The following is an 18,529-nucleotide window of genomic DNA, read 5'->3' as shown; positions in this document are numbered from 1 at the left end:
TTGGGTCAAGTGAACTCTTTTCCCTATACTCAAGGGGTTGAGAGTGCATTTACTACTGGCACCAATGTAGAATTCCTTCCGAACTGGATTGGAAACGAGGTGTCTACCACCAGTAGAATCTATCAGGGAAGTGATGCCCGAACAGGTGCCGCTTCTCTCAATATCATCCCAACTTCTACCTTCTCAGGCGAAGTATTAATCAGTTTAGACTTAACCGGAATAAGCAATCCCAGAGTATCCTTCTATGCCTACTCCAAACAGAATGGCACCACTTCAACCAGGCCGGCTTTACTGAACTTCTCAACCTCCATTGATGGTGGAAGTAATTTCCTTGATGATGTAGCGATTGGTGACGACACCACTTTCCCAAATGATAATAGTACATCCTTTACGCTCTATGAATATGATTTGCCTGCTGCGGCCAGTGGTGAAGCTAACGTTGTCGTTCGCTTTATTGTTCAAAGGGGAGCAGGAAGTGGATCGGCAGCAGAGCTGGTTATAGATGACTTTGCCATTGAGGAACAGAGTATTCCTCTGTCAATCAATGACATATCCGTGGTTGATGCAAATACTACCAGTGTCACCTTTAATCAGGAAGTAGAACAAACTTCAGCTGAAAGCATTGGTAACTATGCCATAGACAATGGAATCAGCATTGTGTCTGCCACCAAATCCTCAGCTGAAGTAGTTACTCTAAATCACAGTTCACTCAGCAATAACAATTACCACCTGACCATCAATAATGTTGAAGATGCGGCTACAAACACTCCCAGCACTAATCTTCAGGGAAACTTCAGTTATGTTATTCCTTTAAGTATTGAGTCTGTCAGTGTTCTGGATAAGAACACGGTGCTTATAGATTTTAACCTTGACGTTGAACAAAGCTCTGCCGAAGTCATCACCAATTACATACTCGACAATTCAATGGGCTCGCCTGTTTCTGCAAGCAGAAGTGTAACATCAAATGATCAGGTCACACTCGTTTTTGACTCAGATTTAGAGGATAACAACTACACATTAACCATTGACAACGTCAGGGATATTTCCACTCTTGCCAGTGCCACTAACTTAAGCAATAGCTTCTCTTATCTCCCATTAGCGATTGCCAGCGTCAGCGCGATTTCTGATTCAGAGGTAAGCGTTGTTTACAATCAAGATGTAGAGCAGTCTTCAGCCGAAACGCTGGCCAACTATTCAATCAACAATGGCATCAGTATCAACTCGGCCACAAGAACGGCCGGTAACGAGGTGACTTTAACGACCTCAGTTTTGCCAAATAATAACTACCAACTCACTGTAAACGATGTGAATAACAGCATCGGCAACAGTACCGCCAACAACCTGCAAGGAACTTTCAGCTATGTAGTGCCTATTGCCATTGAGGGTGTCACAGCATTGGACAAGAATACACTTCTCTTAGATTTCAATCTGGATGTGGAAGAGACTTCTGCCGAAACTACCTCTAACTATACCTTAGATCATGCCATCGGTTCACCTGTTTCTGCAACACGAAGCAGTTCTTCAAACGATCAGGTAACGCTAGTCTTTGCCTCAGACTTTGATGCGGCTACCTATACATTGACTGTTAATAATGTCACTGATGTTTCTACATTGACTACCGCCTCCAATCTTAACGATACCTTCGATTACCTTCCGCTTGCAGTTGACAATGTTACCGTCATTTCTTCCACTACTGTTGAAATCAACTTCAATCAGGACCTGGAAATAACTTCGGCAGAAACTCAGAGTAATTATAGCTTTAACTTCGGTCGTGGAAATCCAACCTCTGTTACCCAAAGTATTACAGACGCCTCAATTGTCACTTTAACCATATCCGAGGCATTCGTCAACAATACTTATGAAATCACCATTAACAATGTATCTAACAGCGCAGGCAATGCCATTGCATCGGGTATCACAACAAATGCCCGATTTGAAGTGGCTACTCAGCCTAGACAAATTGTGATTAATGAGGTATTTGCAGATCCAACCGGAAGCAATGAACCTAACCCACTGACATTACCTAATGGTACTTCTGATGAATTTGTTGAGCTCTATAATGCCGGCAGCAATGCCATAGATATTACTGGTTTCCAACTATCCGGTGGAATAGTAGGCAATCATGTTCTAAGCCCGGGAGCCTTCGTCATCCTGACCAGTAGCGGCTCTGCCAGTAATTTCCAAAGTTTCGGGGATGTAGTAGTTGTATCATCCTGGAACACCTTAACCAACTCGGGTGAGCAAATAACGCTTTTAGATAATTTAGGTAATCAGGTTGATAGCCTCACATACGATCTTAGCTGGTATCAGGATAATGCCAAGGCAGACGGTGGCTGGAGTCTTGAGCAAATCAATCCTGAAAGAATATGTAGTGATCAGAATAACTGGATTGCTTCTTCCAGTCCTCAAGGAGGAACCCCTGGCACTCAAAATGCCGTATTTGACAATTCTCCTGATCTCCTGGGTCCGGGCATTGCCGATGTGACCATCAATAACAGTCAGGAAATTGTGGTGAGCTTTGATGAAATTATAGATGAGGGAAGTTTAGCCAGTGCCAACTTTACTATGAGCGGAACTGCCCTTGTAGCCAGTTCATCCCTCAATCTACCTTACGGCAGAAGCATTACGCTTGCTTTAAGTCCGGGTTTAACATCAGGCAATATTTATACGCTCAATATTTCAGGGCTCACTGACTGTGCCGGAAATAGCATTCTAGGCAATAGTTTTGACTTTCTTTTCGACAATGAGGCTCCGGTTCTTCAGCGATTGGTATTCAAAACTCCTACTGAGATCGATATGATCTTTGACGAAGAGGTAGAGGAAACACTGGCTGAAACAGAAAGTAACTTCAGCTTCAACCTGGGGATTGGGGCTCCTTCCCGAGCAACGCTCAATGCAGTATCAAGAAACCGTATTAGCCTGGCTTTAGCATCTAGCCTGAATGAAGGCTCTGCCTATAGCCTCACCTACCAAAACCTGACAGACACCCTCGGTAATACCATCCCGTTTAGTATTGAGAACTTTAGCTTTCAAAATCAGCTCGACACCCTTGTCGTGGTTTCCAGCCAACTCATGGATATCTATTTCGATGATATTGTTGATGAAACCACCGCTGAATTAATCACAAACTATCTGGCCGATGATGGACTTGGCAACCCGATTAGCGCAGCTGTTGATGGCTCGAATCCAAGGTTGGTACACCTGGTTTTTGGAAGCAGCTTTCCAGAAAATACTACTTCAGAACTTCAGTTTGAAAACATTCAGGATGCCTCCTCCAACTACCTGCAACTCCTGAACACTGTTTTCACTTATGATACAGACGATCCGGATATAGACTCAGTGGTTGTAGTAGATGAAAACACACTGCAAATCTACTTCGATGAAGTACTGGATAAGACAAGTGCAGAAATCATTAATAATTACTCTGCCAACAACGGAATAGGCACTCCGGCCGAGGCCATACTACAACCCAATGACTCTTCGGTAATCCTGAACTTTGCTGTCAACTTTGAGCAGGAAGTAGAAAATATTCTGACCCTCACAGCTATTGAAGACCTTTCAGGCAATGCCATTTCTACCAACCGAAACTTTAACTTCACTTACGACAGGCTTGCTCCTCGACTGGTAGGCATTGAGCTGCTATCTCCTACAGTTTTGGCTGTAGAATTTTCAGAAGAAGTGGTTCAAACTATTGCGGAGAATGTGAATAATTACTCCGTAGACAATGGGATTGGAAATCCGGTAAGTGCCAGAAGAACAGAGAAAAACACGAACATAGTAGAACTCACTTTTGTCGATTTAGGAAACTTTGCTACAAATACATTAACCATTAGCAATGTCTCTGACCTGTTCAACAATAACCTGCCTGTTAACCTCACCGCTACCTTTTCCAGCCTGATCCCCGAGTTTGGCCAGTTCACCATTCTTACCGACACGAGTATTCAGATTCAATTCACAAAAGAGTTGACTCAGGCCAGTGCAGAAAACGTGGTCAACTATGGCTTTGACAAGGGCCTGGGACCACATAGTCTTGTACAAGATGAATCTGATCCATCTTTAGTCACCCTTTTTCTGACTACCAGCCTAAAGGAAAATATCAATTACAGACTGGTGATTAATAACCTGGTAGACCTGGATGGAAATACCGTTCCTCCCACCACCTTCGACTTTACTTATGATGACCTCATCACGCAGATCAGCCTTCTGAATGCCAACTCAATTGTGATCGATTTTGATGTTGAAGTAGATGAGACATTGGCAGAAATAGTCGGAAATTATATTCTCAGTGAAAACATCGGAAATCCATTAACTGCTGTGGTGAATAGTCTCGATGCCAGTGAGGTAACCCTATTCTTTGATCAGGCGCTTACTGAATCGGCTAGTTATGAGCTAAGAATTCAGAATCTCACAGATACCTATGGAGGTATCATCCCTTCCAGCAAGAATACGCTGCTTTATGATATTACACCACCTACCATCAGTTCGGTCAATTCAACCTATATCAATGAGATTGAAGTGACCTTTAATGAGCCTGTCGACCGTACTACGGCTACCAGCCTCAACCATTATACTCTCAACAATGGCATTGGTCAGCCTACAAGCGTCAAACTAAGTACAGATGCCACCATAGTTACATTGCAATTCAGTACCAGTCTGGTAGATGGGCTCCTTTACACACTCACTGTGGACCGGGTAGAAGACTTACAGGGAAAGGCCATCAATGCCGCAACATTCGACTTTAGGTTCCAGTCTCCGGTTAGTCCCGGCTTTCGTGAACTAGTGATTAACGAGGTTTATTTTGATACCGATCTGGGAGCAGGCATCCCCAACTATGAATTCATTGAGATATACAATAGAAGTGTAGAGTCTGTCGAACTCCGGAACTTCGCTATTACAGACAAACGCGACACGGCCTATTTGAAAACCATGGCTATGTTACCCAATTCATATCTGACTCTGTCTTCGCAGGGAGGTAGTCTGAATTTTCAAAATTATGGTGAAGCGATGGGGCTCTTCAACTTCCCTTCTCTTTCTAATTCTGGAGAAACCATTTACCTGCTGGATAGAGATCTCAATGTATTGGACTCCCTTTCATACAACCTCTCCTATTATAATGATGATACCAAAAATGATGGAGGATGGACAATAGAACTCATCAACCCCGAAAAAGCCTGCTTCGATCTAAGTAATTACGCTGCCTCCGTTAACCTTGATGGTGGTACACCGGGAACCCAAAACTCAGTTTATAATACTTCTGCAGATAACACCGCTCCTACCGTCAGCTCCCTGGAAGTAATCTCGCTTACACAGCTACGGTTGAGCTTTGACGAGGCCATGGATATAGGAACATTGTTACCGTCTAATTTTTCACTACAAGATGGCATAAGTGTTAGCACTATTGCTATTGAAGATGCTTTTGGAGAGACCATTCTACTTACTCTCGATGACCCTTTCCTAACAGGATACTCCAGAACGCTTGATATTAGTGGGGTGCAAGACTGTACCGGTAATATTCTTAATTCGCAGGAAACTTTTATTCAGGGCTCAACCCCTTCGGCAACTGAACTTCTGGTTACTGAGATTATGGCAACACCTGCTCCCAGTAATGGCCTTCCGGTAAGAGAGTACTTTGAAGTCTTTAACAACTCAAGTGAGACACTTAATCTGGGAACCGTCATTTTTAAAGACGACAATGGAAGTTATGCACTCAATGATTTTAACCTGGCTCCGTCCGAATACATAATCATAACCAGTAATGCCGCAGTTGCAGACCTCACTCCTTATGGCGAGGTGATGGGTATCAACTCCTTCCCTACACTCACCGTGGCAGATAGAATCAGCTTGGAAAACATCAATGCCGAATTGATCTTCGAGGTAGCGTATGACAAAACCTTCTATCAGGATGACAGCAAAGACGATGGTGGCTATAGTCTGGAAATGATTAACCTCAGTCCATCATGCTTCGATCATGCCAACTGGACGGCCAGCACAGCAGCAGTTGGAGGAACACCGGGTGCTCAAAACTCAGTATTTAGCAACTCTCCTGATGTTTCAGCTCCGACAGTATTGGAATTCACAGTAACCTCAGACACCACTTTCGATATTCAATTCAGTGAGTCGATGAATGAGGCCACTTTGATTGCCGCTAACTTCAATTTCAGTGGTGGTCTCACAATCAAGAGCATTTCTAATTTTGAGGACTTCGGTAAAAGCATAAGAATCTTGTTAGATGCCCCCTTCACACGAGGAACGCTCTACAGTCTGTCCTTAAGTAATATCAGCGATTGTTCAGGGAATATGCTCAATCCGGTATCATTCGAGTTCTCAAAAGGAGCAAGTCCTTCTCCTGGTGAATTGTTGATTACTGAAATAATGGCTAACCCGACACCAGTCCAAGGTCTTCCGGAAGTTGAATATCTGGAGGTATTCAATATATCCGGTCAAATCCTTTCTCTCGATGGTGTGATTCTGGCCGATGCCACCAGCTCTACGGTTTTGGGGGATATGACCATTAATCCAGGCGAATATGTAATTCTCGCTCCGTCTTCAACCGCAGGTCAATTGAATAGCTACGGAAAAGTACTGGCCGTTAATAACTGGCCCAACCTCAATAATTCCACAGACAGACCGGCACTTTACACTCCTAATGCACAAGAGATTCATGCTGTTTATTATTCTGACTCATGGTATGGAAGCACCCTCAAAGCAGGAGGTGGATACTCATTGGAAATGATTGATCCTGATTATCCATGTCTGGAATCATCCAACTGGAGAGCATCAAATCATGTAAATGGTGGTACTCCTGGTACACTTAACTCCATTGATGGTAATAACCCTGATCTGACAGGACCAACGATAATCCAGGCCATAGCAGTGACTGATGCAGTGGTCGAAATAACTTTCAATGAAAAACTTAATGATGCCACCGTTGCCTTAGATAATTTCTCGGCTGATAATGGATTGACCTTTATCTCTGCTCAAATAGATGAAACCGAACGAGTAGTTACTTTGGTAACAGCTACCAATCTGGCCGCCAATACCCTTTACTCTATCAGTGCAGAAAATATAACGGATTGTACAGGCAACCTCATTCAGGCCACAAGTAATACAGTAAGCCTGATCATTGCAGGAAATGCCGAACCTGGCGATATCATTATTAATGAGATTCTCTTCAACCCGGTGAGCGGTGGATCAAGGTTTGTCGAGTTTTACAACAATTCAACAAAATACCTTAATCTCAAAGGGTGGAAAATCGCTGGCCTCACGAACACCAGAGTCATTACAGAAGACAACTATTTTATACACCCCTATAGTTACTTCGTTATTACTTCAGACGGTAACAATATTAAGAGCCAATATCCAATGGCTGAAGAGGCAACATTTATTGAAGTCAGCTCCATGCCAGGCTTACCGACCGATGAAGGAACTGTCTTCATCTATAACCTGACGAACACTGAAATCGATCGATTTGAGTATAGTGAAGATTACCATTCCAACTTACTGGCCGATCCAAATGGAGTTTCCCTGGAAAGGATTCTTTTCAGCGGGTCATCTAATGACCCTAACAACTGGTTCTCTGCCTCATCTACTGAGGGTGGGGCCACGCCAGGCTATGAAAACTCTCAGGCAAGAGACCCGCAGGCACAGCCGGGAGCAGTGAGGATTGACCCTCCTACTTTTGCACCTGATATAGCCGGAGCCAGCAATTTCACCACACTGAACTACTCTTTCGATGATCCTGGAAATACCCTGAATATTAAAATTGTCGATGCCGAGGGAAGGGTAATTAAAAGGGTTTCGCAAAACAGTATTGTGGGTACTGAGGGCTTCTTTACGTGGGACGGTACTACGGAAGAGGGTGGTAAGGCTAAGGTTGGCTACTACATGATTATCATGGAAATTATCTCCACCGAGGGGAAAATCAGCTACATCAGAGAAAAAGTAGCCATAGCCTCCAGGTTTTAAGTCGGCCATAGTTGACATAGCGACAAATGTTAGCCAATTGTTAAGGAAATTAAAACAATGTTAATTATCTTTCTGTTACTCAACTACTAAGAACCTACTGGATGAACTGCTTAATTAATCAGACTATTGACCGCTATGCAAAGAGCGGCAGGAAATTAGAGGTAATTGCCCGATACATTCGGCTCAAGTACCGTGTGAAAATCGAGTCATCAGCGTTATCAAAACGTTTAGAAATGCTCAACATAAATTACTAAAACATAAAGGCTCCTGAGGGGCCTTTATCATTTACATCTGATTTGGAAGTCGGAGCTCTTTTCAAAATAAAAAACATAAAATCCGATTTTACTCAACAGGAAAAGATGTTTTTAGGCTGTTTCAAAAAACTTCTTAATTCTTTGTAATTGCCTTCAGTCCATTTATTTTAGCGCAAATTTTTTAAGCCTAACCCATAAAACTATGAGCCAAAGTGAAAAAACGAGGTATTCGGAAAGTGAATTGAAGGAATTCGAAGCGCTCATTCTTGATAAAATTGACAAAGCCAAAGTAGAGCTTAACGAGCTCAAGAAAAGTCTTACAAAAGGAGGAGATTCCGGAGACGACATAACTAACCATACCACCAAGGTACTTGAAGACGGGGCAGATACTTTAGAAAAGGAGAACCTGAATCAGCTTGCTGCCAGACAACAGAAATTCATCAACAACCTTGAAAACGCTTTGATTCGTATCAAGAATGGCACTTACGGAGTTTGTGTCGATACTGGTAAACTAATTTCCAAAGAACGATTAATGGCTGTTCCACACACCATGCACTCTATTGAAGCCAAACTGGCACAAAGAAATTAGTGGACTTTCTGGGCAACCATATCGAAGCCTTGATCTTCTGTGCACCCAAGGCTATTAAAGTTGATGAAATAAAAACCTGCCTCTCTGAAATGTTCGAGGCAGACATACCCCTGGAGGATATTGAAAAGGGCATACAAGGTATTACATCAAAGTATAGTGCAGAAGAATACCCTTTTGAGGTAGTACAGAGTGGTGGTGGTTATCAGTTTTTAACCAAACCTGCTTATCAGGCCAGCATTGGTATTTTACTTAAGCAGCAGTCTAAACGAAGGCTATCGGCTTCTGCCTTGGAAACCCTTTCCATTATTGCCTATAAACAACCCGTTACCAAATCTGAAATTGAACAGATCAGAGGAGTCAACTGCGACTACACGGTTCAAAAACTATTAGAGAAAGAACTGGTAGAGATTAAAGGCAAGGCGGATAGTGTTGGAAGACCCATGCTGTATGGTACTTCTGATAAATTTATGGACTACTTCGGCATTAACGACCTCAAGGAACTACCTACCCCAAAAGATTTTGCAGTCAATGAGAATGAAATTGGTGATAGTGAACCTGAAGAACAACCAAGTATAGAAGAAGAATAACTACCTTTGCCCAAACTAAATACAGTAGTGATACTGCATAACTATGGGTAAAAGACCATTCAGACCAAAAGGCCATTCCGGCCAAAAGCAAAATAAACCAACACCAGACTATCAGGCTGTAGCTAAGCCATCCAAGGACGCATTTCCTATGCGTCTCAACAAATACATTGCTAACTCAGGAGTTTGTTCCAGACGAGAAGCTGATAAGCTCATTGAACAGGGAGAGATTACCGTCAACGGTAATGTCATTAAAGAGATGGGCTTTCAGGTAGACAGCAAAGACGTTGTTCGCTTCAAAGGAAAAGCATTGAAGCCCGAAAAACTGGTATACGTCTTACTAAACAAGCCAAAAGGCTTTATTACTACCACTTCAGATCCTGAGGGTAGAAAAACGGTGATGGAGCTGGTTAAAAATGCCTGTGAAGAGCAAATATTCCCTGTAGGTCGTTTAGATAGAGCAACCACTGGCTTGCTATTGTTTACCAATGATGGTGACGTGGCCAAAAAGCTGACACATCCTTCGGGAAATGTGAAGAAGATCTACCAGGTAACACTGGACAAACCCCTTACCAAAAATGACTTCACTACCATTGTTGAAGGATTTAAGCTCGAAGACGGTGAAGTAATGGTTGATGACCTGGCCATTCTCAATAATGAAAAAACCTTGATTGGTATTGAGCTTCATATTGGCAGAAACAGAATTGTAAGAAGGATTTTCGAGCACTTTGGCTATCGCGTTGAAAAGCTTGACCGGGCTGTTTTTGCAGGTCTTACCAAGAAAGATTTGCCACGAGGTAAGTGGAGATTCTTAAGTGAAAAGGAAGTTCGCTGGTTGAAATAAAAATAGTATGCATGCATACTATTTTTGACAGGTTTCTTATATTCGCAATGATGTGCAAACGATTTCAGAAAGGACTAAATAAAAAAGCCTCACAAGGAGGCTTTTCAGGTTGTGGTGCTGAGTGGATTCGAACCACCGACTCACGGATTTTCAGTCCGATGCTCTACCAACTGAGCTACAGCACCTGAATTGGAGGCACAAAAGTATATAAAAAGTTCATGCGTGCAAAACATTTTCAATAAATTCAGAATTCGTTTTAAAACGCCATATAAGCCCATTTAACATGCAGTATTTGCCACAAATTGCTTTCCTTATCATCGTTGGAGTTGCCAGCTGGCTACTCTTTAAGAGGATTACTCAAATACGGAAAAATATTTTCCTGGGAAGAAAAGAAGAACGCAACGACAATAAATCAGAGCGCTGGAAGACCATGTGGTTAGTGGCCTTTGGTCAGAAAAAGATGTTTAAAAGAATTATCCCGGCTTTTCTGCATCTGCTCATCTATATGGGTTTCCTGGTAATCAACCTTGAAGTGCTTGAGTTTGTCATTGACGGGCTGGCTGGAACTCATAGAATCTTCGCGCCCTTCCTGGGTGATTTCTACACGGTTCTGATCAACATCTTTGAATTCCTGGCAATTGGCGTACTTTTCTCATGTATTGTATTCCTAATCAGAAGAAACGTATTGAAGGTAAAGCGTTTTCATTCGGCTGAAATGAAGAAATGGCCTACCCTTGACGCCAATCTGATTCTGGTCATTGAAATCGTGTTGATGTTTGCCATCCTCACCATGAATGCCACCGATCAGCTGATTCAGGGAAATGACGAACATTATGCCCAAACCGGTCAGTTCTTTTTTAGCTCTATGCTGATTCCTCTTTTTGAGGGAATGAGCACCGCCAATCTTGTTATAATTGAACGATTTGCCTGGTGGTTCCACATTGTTGGTATCCTGGCCTTTGCTGTATATGTAACTTATTCCAAACACCTTCATATAGGTATGGCATTCCCGAATACCTGGTATTCAAACCTTAAGGCCAAGGGACACATGGAGAATATGCCCGTGGTGACCAATGAGGTTAAAATGATGCTGGGTATGCCTGCAGAAGGCGGAGAAAATCCCCCTGCTGAAATCGGAAGATTCGGAGCCAAGGATGTAAATGATCTAAGCTGGGTCAATATCATGAACGCCTACTCCTGCACTGAATGCGGTCGCTGTACTTCTGAATGCCCTGCTAATCAGACAGGCAAAAAACTTTCCCCCCGAAAGATCATGATGGATACAAGAGATCGTGCTGAAGAGGTTGGGGCAAGCATTGCAAAAGGTGGAAAAGGACTGGAGGATGGCAAGTCGCTACTGGGTGATTTTATCACCAAAGAAGAAATTAATGCCTGTACCAGTTGCAATGCCTGTGTAGAAGCCTGCCCTGTTAATATTGATCCGCTATCTATTATTCTTCAGATGAGAAGATACGTAGCCATGGAAGAATCAGGCTCTCCAGCCAGTTGGAACAGCATGTTCCAAAATATTGAAACCAGTTTTGCTCCTTGGAAATTCGCTCCAACCGATAGATTCAAATGGGCAAATGATTTAAAAACCAATCAAAACCAAGATTCATGAGTACTACAGATATAAAAGTTCCTACTATGGCCGAGATGGCTTCTAAAGGGGAAACCCCTGAGGTTCTTTTTTGGGTAGGTTGTGCCGGTTCATTCGATGACCGATACAAAAAGGTTACCATTGCCTTTATCAAGATCCTTGAAAAAGTAGGTATCTCCTACGCTGTGCTGGGTGAAGAAGAAACCTGCACAGGAGACCCTGCCAGACGAGCAGGAAACGAGTTTCTGTTTCAGATGCAGGCCATGTCCAACATACAGGTACTCGATGGTTATGGTGTCAAAAAAATTGTAACGGCTTGTCCTCACTGTTTCAATACCCTGAAAAATGAGTATCCGGACTTAGGTGGTCACTATGAGGTGATTCATCACTCTACATTCCTTCAACAGCTCATTAATGAAGGAAAAGTAAGTATGAAAGGTGGAGGAGAGTTCAAAGGGAAGAAAATTACTTACCATGATTCCTGCTACCTGGGTAGAGCAAATAATGTATATGAGGCACCAAGAGAAGTGCTCCAGGCCCTTGATGCAGAACTTGTGGAAATGAAGAGATGCCGTACCAAAGGACTTTGCTGTGGTGCAGGTGGCGCTCAGATGTTCAAAGATGCTGAAAAAGGTAATAAGGAAATTAATATTGAGAGAACTGAGGAAGCCCTTTCCACAGGAGCCAATATTATCGCGGCAGCATGTCCTTTCTGCATGACCATGATGCGTGATGGAGTAAAGAACAAAGAGAAAGAGGATTCAGTAGAGGTATTGGACCTGGCAGAGCTGATTGCCAAAAACGAAGGCTTATAAAAGCAAAGGGCCTGATCTTCCGGACAGGCCCTTTATAATTAAACTATACTAAACTAGCTTGTCTGAGACAGACAAGCTTCTTTATTATGGACGCGTCCTACAACCGATAGGTTGGAAAGCCCCAGCTTATTTTTGTATTCATCTCCTCAAAATTAATCAGGAGCCGACTTAACCGACCCCTGATCTGTTATAAGGAAAACAAAAGTTAAGATGAGCAAGGTCAACCTCTCATCCACTCAAGTATCATAAAGTCATAAAGACTCCTGCCGAAAAGCTTGGACTGGCCAACACTCTTTTGCCAGAGGCAGCGAATCCTATAGAAGCTGAAAGACCAAAGTTGTCTTTCAGTTGATAATTAACCTCGGGTGTAATAGCCAGATATTCAATATTATTAGAGAAAATACCGTTGCTAGGGGTTTCCACATCACTTCCATTATTGAGCGAGTTCACACTGTATATCTTTACTCCTCCGCTCCATTTGGTGCCGAGCTTATGACCTACCTCAATACCCCATCGGAATTCATCACTGAAGTTGTTACTTCGGTTATTGAAAGCCAGCAAGGTATTCACCCAGCCTTTACCTGAGTTTATTCCCCTACTGGCTTCGAGAGATAGCATCGTATTAAACTCTCCGTCTCCTGTCTGTAAAACGCCTGTTTCTCCTCCCTGATCATTACCCAGTGGAAGACCGAGGGTGAGTGTGGCACTTACTGCAATCGGTTTGTTTCTGGTTAATCCATACTTAAATGATATATCGGTATCACCAAATGAATTGACGGCATCACCCGGAGCTACCAACATACCATTGGCATTTACCTGCTCATTAAGAGTGGCTCTGGAAAAGAATGGAACATAGCCAATTACGGTAAATCGGTCCGTTACTCCGTATTCACCATACAAACTGGTGATATATATACTTGCCGTAGCAATGTCTATGATATCACCACTTGGAGCATAATAGCTTCCCGATCTGATGATATACTGGCTTAGCTTGAAGTAGCCCTTTCCTTTGGGTTGGGGCCATCCTCCGCCAGCCACCGCAAGGTGACCGGCCAGAGTCAGCGATAGTAATAGAAATATTTTCTTCATTTTCTTTTAATCTTGTAATTCACCCACACCAAAAAGAACCCCGAAAGGCTTACACCACACCAACACGTAGTCATAAGTATTGAGACCTACATCGTTGATATCTATTTCATAAGTCTGCGTACCAGAATTCCGTTGAATTCTCCCTACTTCATACCCACCGGTAATATTTCGGTTATTGTTAGACAGGTAAATAAACAGGCCCGGCCCACTGGAAGCACTGAAGTCATCCATAAAAGTGAGGGTCAAACGATCATCTGACTCTTCCAGCACAAAACCTCCGTTTACTGAGTAATTATTCGCACCAGAGAACCTTCCGCTCCTCTGGTTGGGCGCCTGCATGGTTTCCGCTCCGGCCATCACGGTAATTTGATCCTGTTTGCCCATGAACATTGCAGTTATTGTGGCTTCACCATTCATAATGGCTTCCGCCTCACCATCTTGTGTTATAGAAATTACATTGGCATCACTGGAAGACCACTGAATGTCTGCCATTTCCAGCATCCCCATATTGTTAAAGTAATCGGCTGAAAACTGAAAACGCTCTCCTACTGCCAGGCTTTGCAGGCGGGTACTGATAGACACTTGTTCTTCTACCAGCACATCTTCCAACACATCTGTTCCAACACAACCCTGTAGCAGAATGGTAAAAGCAAGCATCAGCAAGTACAGAGGTTTTCTAAAAAGAAATAAGCGCTCCATATGTTTAGTAACCATTCGGAGTGAAACGGTGTATGAACACCCTGTTTACAGTGGTTTGTATCAAGCCGGTGGATAAACTGTTGTGGGCATAAATCAACTTTGTTTTCATAGTATCTGGTTAAATGAAACTTTTATCATGTACTCCGTGAACGTAGAGACCCATCTTTTTGTCCTTTTAATTTCCGGTGAAAGGACATTAGAGCGACATTTGGAACATTAAAGGCACAAAATTGATTAATAAGGCATGTTAACCCCTTTCGAAAAATTAAGCGACCAATCCAGAATCTGGATATATCAATCAAAAACAGAGCTCGATCAGACAACTCAGCAAAATTTATTGGCTGATACTGAGCAATTTCTGAATCAATGGGCCGCCCATGGTGAAGCATTATTAGCCTCAGCTACTATAGAGTTTAATCGCTTCCTGATTATCGCCATTGATGAAAATTTCAATATGGCCAGTGGCTGTTCCATAGACAGTATGGTAAGACAGGTGCAGAACCTTGGAGAGTCGCATGGCGTAGATTTTTTTGATAGAACTCAATTGGCTTTCAAGAAAGGAGACAGGATTGAATTGATGGATATGAAGGAAATTAATCAGCAGGTGACTCAGGGTTTCTTTGACTCTGAAACGTTATACTTTAACAATAACATTCAATCAAAATCCCAATTGAAAGATCAATGGCTTATCAGGCCTGAGGAAAGTTGGCTAAAGAGATACTTTCAAACGGCAAAAAGCGTATAATAAGGTAGCTTTAGAAAATTTTGGCATAATTTACATTTCATGAGGAAAAATGGTTTCTTATTGCTGTTTATCAACCTTGCGTTGATTTATGCCTGTAGCTCTCAACAGAATTTTCTGGGTGTACAGGAAGATCCTAAAAAAAGTGCTCCTGCCCCATCAAACCCTTCGCTAAGTACTCCGCAAAATGCTGCAGATGTATTGTCAAAAGAGGTGGAGGAAACTACTCCCAAGATGCTCAGAACTTATGCAGAGGATCAAAATTATGTAAAGGCCATTCAGGAGTTTGAGGAGTTACTGGTAGAAAACCCTGATTCTCCGGAAATCAACTTCTATACCGCAGAGTCTTACAGAAAACTGGGAGACCTGAGAGCTTCAACACCTTACTATGAAAAGGCCATCTCGGCCGGGTATGAAGATGAAGAGTTGGAACTTAACTATGCCAAGGCACTGAAATCGGAAGAGCGATATGATGAAGCCAAACAAGTGCTGAGCAATTTTCTAAATTATGCATCATTAGAAATTTATAAAGAAAGAGCTCAGAGAGAGTTGGACAACCTGAACAAACTCGACAGCATAAGTCTGAACGTCAGAAATGTAGACCTGCAACCACTGGAAGCCATCAATTCAGAGCAATCAGAATACAGCCCTTTCTTTTTCAAGAACAAACTCTACTTTGCCAGTACTCGTGAAGAGTCAACTTTTCAAAGATATAACCTGCCGTTTAGTGATCTTTACAGTGTAGATCTTGAAGGTCTTGAGCCTCAAGGCAATAGTCTGGAAAAATTACCTGCTATTTTCAACACACCTAATGTCAATGAAGGCTCCATCGCTTTTTCACCTGATGGCAATACAGTCGTTTTTGCGAAGGGAAACCCTGAGGGTAAGAAAGAAAGACGCAGTGTTGATCTTTTCTTTGCTACCAAAAGAAACGGTGAGTGGTCTACCCCTCAACCTATGCCGATAAACAATGCTTCGGCCTGGGATACCTCTCCTACCTTCAATCAAAGCGGAACCACCATCTACTTTGCTTCCGACAGGCCAGGTGGCTATGGCGGCTCAGATATCTACAGGGCCACCTTAAACGCCAGAGGCAGATGGGCCGATGTAACCAATATGGGGCCTCAGATCAATACAGCAGAAGATGAGGTATTCCCATATGTTTCCCCTGACAACAAGCTTTATTTTGCATCAACCGGGCATGCGGGTTTTGGAATGCTCGATCTGTTCGTGGCAGAAAATAGTGGTGGCGTGGTTACTGTCAGGAATATGGGGCCATCTTTTAATTCCAGCTCAGACGACTTTGGTTTGGTTTACAGTGACTTCCCATTCGAAGGCTTCTTTAGTTCTAACCGTCCTGGAGGAGCTGGTGGTGATGACCTGTATAGTTTTGTAGACAATTCCAGCGATCTCAAAACTATTACTTATGTACTGAAAGGAACTACTTACAAGCTGGAAGAAGACAGTTCACAAACTATTCTGGGTGAAGTGAGAGTAAAACTTTTCAATGAAAATGAAGAGTTGGTTGACGATGTTTTAAGCAGTCGAGGAGGATCATACAGCTTCCCAATAGATCCTGAAAAGAATTATACCATTATTGGAGAGAAGCAAGACTTCTTTACCAAAAGACAAATCTTCTCTACCGTAGGGGAGGGAATTCCTCAAGACGAACTGGTAGAACGTTTTACGGAAAAAGTATTTACAGAAGATGTGACTCTTGAGCCAATCATTCTGGAAAAAGCCATCGTAATTCCGAATATCTACTATGATTTGGACAAAGCAGAAATTAGAAGTGATGCCGCTCAGGAACTGGACAAACTGGTTCAACTACTGAAAGATAATCCGAACATTAGTATTGAACTAAGCTCTCATACTGACTCCAGAGCTCCGGACCAATATAACCTCGATTTGTCTCAAAGAAGGGCTCAGGCAGCGGTCGACTATATTGCTTCACAAGGAATCGCAAGAGACAGACTATTGGCCAAAGGCTATGGGGAGTCTCAATTGGTGAATGGCTGTACCAATGATGTAGAGTGTTCGGAAGCAGAGCACGAGCAAAACCGTAGAACTGAATTTAAAGTTATCGAATACGATAAGAACTAATATTGTTCAGAAGTAATCAACCCTGAAAGCCTTCCTTTAAGAAGGCTTTCTTATTTTTGCTCCATAATTCGTTGAATATGAGCGACAGGTATATGCAAAGGGGTGTTTCTGCCTCGAAAGAAGATGTTCATAATGCCATCAAAAACCTCGATAAAGGTGTTTTCCCCAATGCATTTTGTAAAGTCGTTCCTGATTTAATCGCTGGAGACCCGGAGTATTGCAATATCATGCATGCCGATGGTGCGGGAACCAAATCTTCTCTCGCTTATCTCTACTGGAAAGAAACCGGAGACATTAGTGTCTGGAGGGGCATCGCTCAGGACGCAATCATTATGAATACCGATGACCTGCTGTGCGTAGGTGCTACTCAGAATATCTTACTCTCATCGACTATTGGCAGAAATAAAAATCTGATTCCGGGAGAAGTTATTTCAGCCATTATCAATGGTACTGAAGAGGTTCTTCAGATGCTTCGGGACAACGGAGTAAACATCATCAGTACAGGAGGTGAGACAGCAGATGTTGGTGACTTAGTGAGAACTATCATTGTCGACAGTACTGTAACGGCCAGAATGCGGAGAGATGAAGTAATCACCAACGAAAACATAAAGCCGGGTCAGGTAATTATAGGATTGGCTTCTTATGGTCAGGCTTCCTATGAGCATGAATATAATGGAGGAATGGGGTCAAATGGATTGACCTCGGCTCGTCATGATGTATTCCATCATTCTATTGCGGAAAAGTATCCGGAAAGTTTCGATCCTTCAGTGCCAAAAGATCTGGTTTACTCCGGAAGCAAGAAACTAACTGACCCTGTTGAAGGATCACCTCTGGACGCTGGGAAACTCGTTCTATCCCCAACAAGGACCTATGCACCAATTATTGTGGAAGTACTGAAGCAATTCAGGGATCAAATCGGAGGCATGATTCATTGTAGTGGGGGTGCTCAAACCAAAGTGCTTCATTTCGCCAAAGATGTACACATCATTAAGGATAACCTTTTTGAAATACCACCTCTTTTCAAGCTCATTCAACAGGAAAGTGGCACTGATTGGAAAGAAATGTATAAAGTTTTCAATATGGGCCACCGCATGGAGATCTATATTGATGAAATGTATGCCAACGACATTATTTCGATTAGCAACGGTTTTAATGTGGATGCAAAGGTTATTGGCCGAGTTGAATCTTCCGAAAAATTAAGCCTCACAATTAAAGATAACAATAAGATATTTCGTTATTAACAGC

At 42.6% G+C, this 18,529-nt stretch carries 11 protein-coding genes and 1 tRNA gene; 9 read left to right on the top strand and 3 right to left on the bottom strand.

Going from position 1 to position 18,529, the window contains the following annotated elements; genetic code table 11:
* Positions 1 to 9: 9 nt before the first annotated feature.
* The 4 genes from ACOOEY_RS11425 (at position 10) to ACOOEY_RS11410 (ending at position 10,236) form a co-directional block, all read left to right on the top strand.
* Positions 10 to 7,965 (top strand): lamin tail domain-containing protein, encoded by a 7,956-nt coding sequence (locus ACOOEY_RS11425; protein WP_420384845.1) that lies wholly within the window; start codon positions 10 to 12, stop codon positions 7,963 to 7,965.
* Positions 7,966 to 8,421: 456 nt separating this feature from the next.
* A complete protein-coding gene (locus ACOOEY_RS11420; protein WP_420384844.1) occupies positions 8,422 to 8,808 on the top strand; it encodes a TraR/DksA family transcriptional regulator in 387 nt (128 codons plus the stop codon).
* Positions 8,808 to 9,395, top strand: a complete 588-nt coding sequence (gene scpB, locus ACOOEY_RS11415) for an SMC-Scp complex subunit ScpB (RefSeq protein ID WP_420384843.1) — start codon at positions 8,808 to 8,810, stop codon at positions 9,393 to 9,395. Before ACOOEY_RS11420 ends, scpB begins: the two co-directional genes overlap by 1 nt.
* A 43-nt stretch (positions 9,396 to 9,438) precedes the next feature.
* Positions 9,439 to 10,236 (top strand): pseudouridine synthase, encoded by a 798-nt coding sequence (locus ACOOEY_RS11410; RefSeq protein ID WP_420384842.1) that lies wholly within the window; start codon positions 9,439 to 9,441, stop codon positions 10,234 to 10,236.
* A gap of 112 nt (positions 10,237 to 10,348) precedes the next feature.
* On the opposite strand, the gene ACOOEY_RS11405 is transcribed toward ACOOEY_RS11410, so the two are convergent.
* Positions 10,349 to 10,421, bottom strand: a tRNA-Phe gene (locus tag ACOOEY_RS11405).
* A gap of 98 nt (positions 10,422 to 10,519) precedes the next feature.
* Here ACOOEY_RS11405 and ACOOEY_RS11400 point away from each other — a divergent pair.
* On the top strand, positions 10,520 to 11,857 hold the full coding sequence (locus tag ACOOEY_RS11400) for a 4Fe-4S dicluster domain-containing protein (RefSeq protein ID WP_420384841.1): 1,338 nt from the start codon (positions 10,520 to 10,522) through the stop codon (positions 11,855 to 11,857).
* Positions 11,854 to 12,651 (top strand): (Fe-S)-binding protein, encoded by a 798-nt coding sequence (locus ACOOEY_RS11395; RefSeq protein WP_420384840.1) that lies wholly within the window; start codon positions 11,854 to 11,856, stop codon positions 12,649 to 12,651. The genes ACOOEY_RS11400 and ACOOEY_RS11395 overlap by 4 nt, the downstream gene beginning before the upstream one ends.
* Before the next feature lie 243 nt (positions 12,652 to 12,894).
* Here ACOOEY_RS11395 and ACOOEY_RS11390 read toward each other — a convergent pair whose 3' ends face one another.
* Both ACOOEY_RS11390 and ACOOEY_RS11385 read right to left on the bottom strand, forming a co-directional pair.
* Positions 12,895 to 13,740, bottom strand: coding sequence for a transporter (locus ACOOEY_RS11390; RefSeq protein ID WP_420384839.1), 846 nt, complete (start codon positions 13,738 to 13,740; stop codon positions 12,895 to 12,897).
* A 6-nt stretch (positions 13,741 to 13,746) separates the two neighbouring features.
* Positions 13,747 to 14,439, bottom strand: coding sequence for a DM13 domain-containing protein (locus ACOOEY_RS11385; protein WP_420384838.1), 693 nt, complete (start codon positions 14,437 to 14,439; stop codon positions 13,747 to 13,749).
* Positions 14,440 to 14,683: 244 nt separating this feature from the next.
* Here ACOOEY_RS11385 and ACOOEY_RS11380 point away from each other — a divergent pair, with 244 nt between their 5' ends.
* The 3 genes from ACOOEY_RS11380 to ACOOEY_RS11370 all read left to right on the top strand — a co-directional run bounded on the left by ACOOEY_RS11380 (position 14,684) and on the right by ACOOEY_RS11370 (position 18,525).
* The gene (locus ACOOEY_RS11380) at positions 14,684 to 15,184 is read left to right on the top strand and encodes a hypothetical protein (RefSeq protein ID WP_420384837.1); all 501 of its coding nucleotides are present in this window, start codon (positions 14,684 to 14,686) and stop codon (positions 15,182 to 15,184) included.
* 39 nt (positions 15,185 to 15,223) lie between these two features.
* The gene (locus ACOOEY_RS11375; RefSeq protein ID WP_420384836.1) at positions 15,224 to 17,284 is read left to right on the top strand and encodes an OmpA family protein; all 2,061 of its coding nucleotides are present in this window, start codon (positions 15,224 to 15,226) and stop codon (positions 17,282 to 17,284) included.
* 77 nt (positions 17,285 to 17,361) lie between these two features.
* Positions 17,362 to 18,525: an AIR synthase related protein gene (locus ACOOEY_RS11370; protein ID WP_420384835.1), complete on the top strand. Its 1,164-nt coding sequence runs from the start codon at positions 17,362 to 17,364 to the stop codon at positions 18,523 to 18,525.
* Positions 18,526 to 18,529 lie beyond the last annotated feature (4 nt).

It is taken from the genome of Roseivirga sp. (assembly GCF_965216855.1).
Lineage (GTDB): Bacteria > Bacteroidota > Bacteroidia > Cytophagales > Cyclobacteriaceae > Roseivirga.
This window is presented reverse-complemented; position numbering and strand designations above follow the sequence as displayed.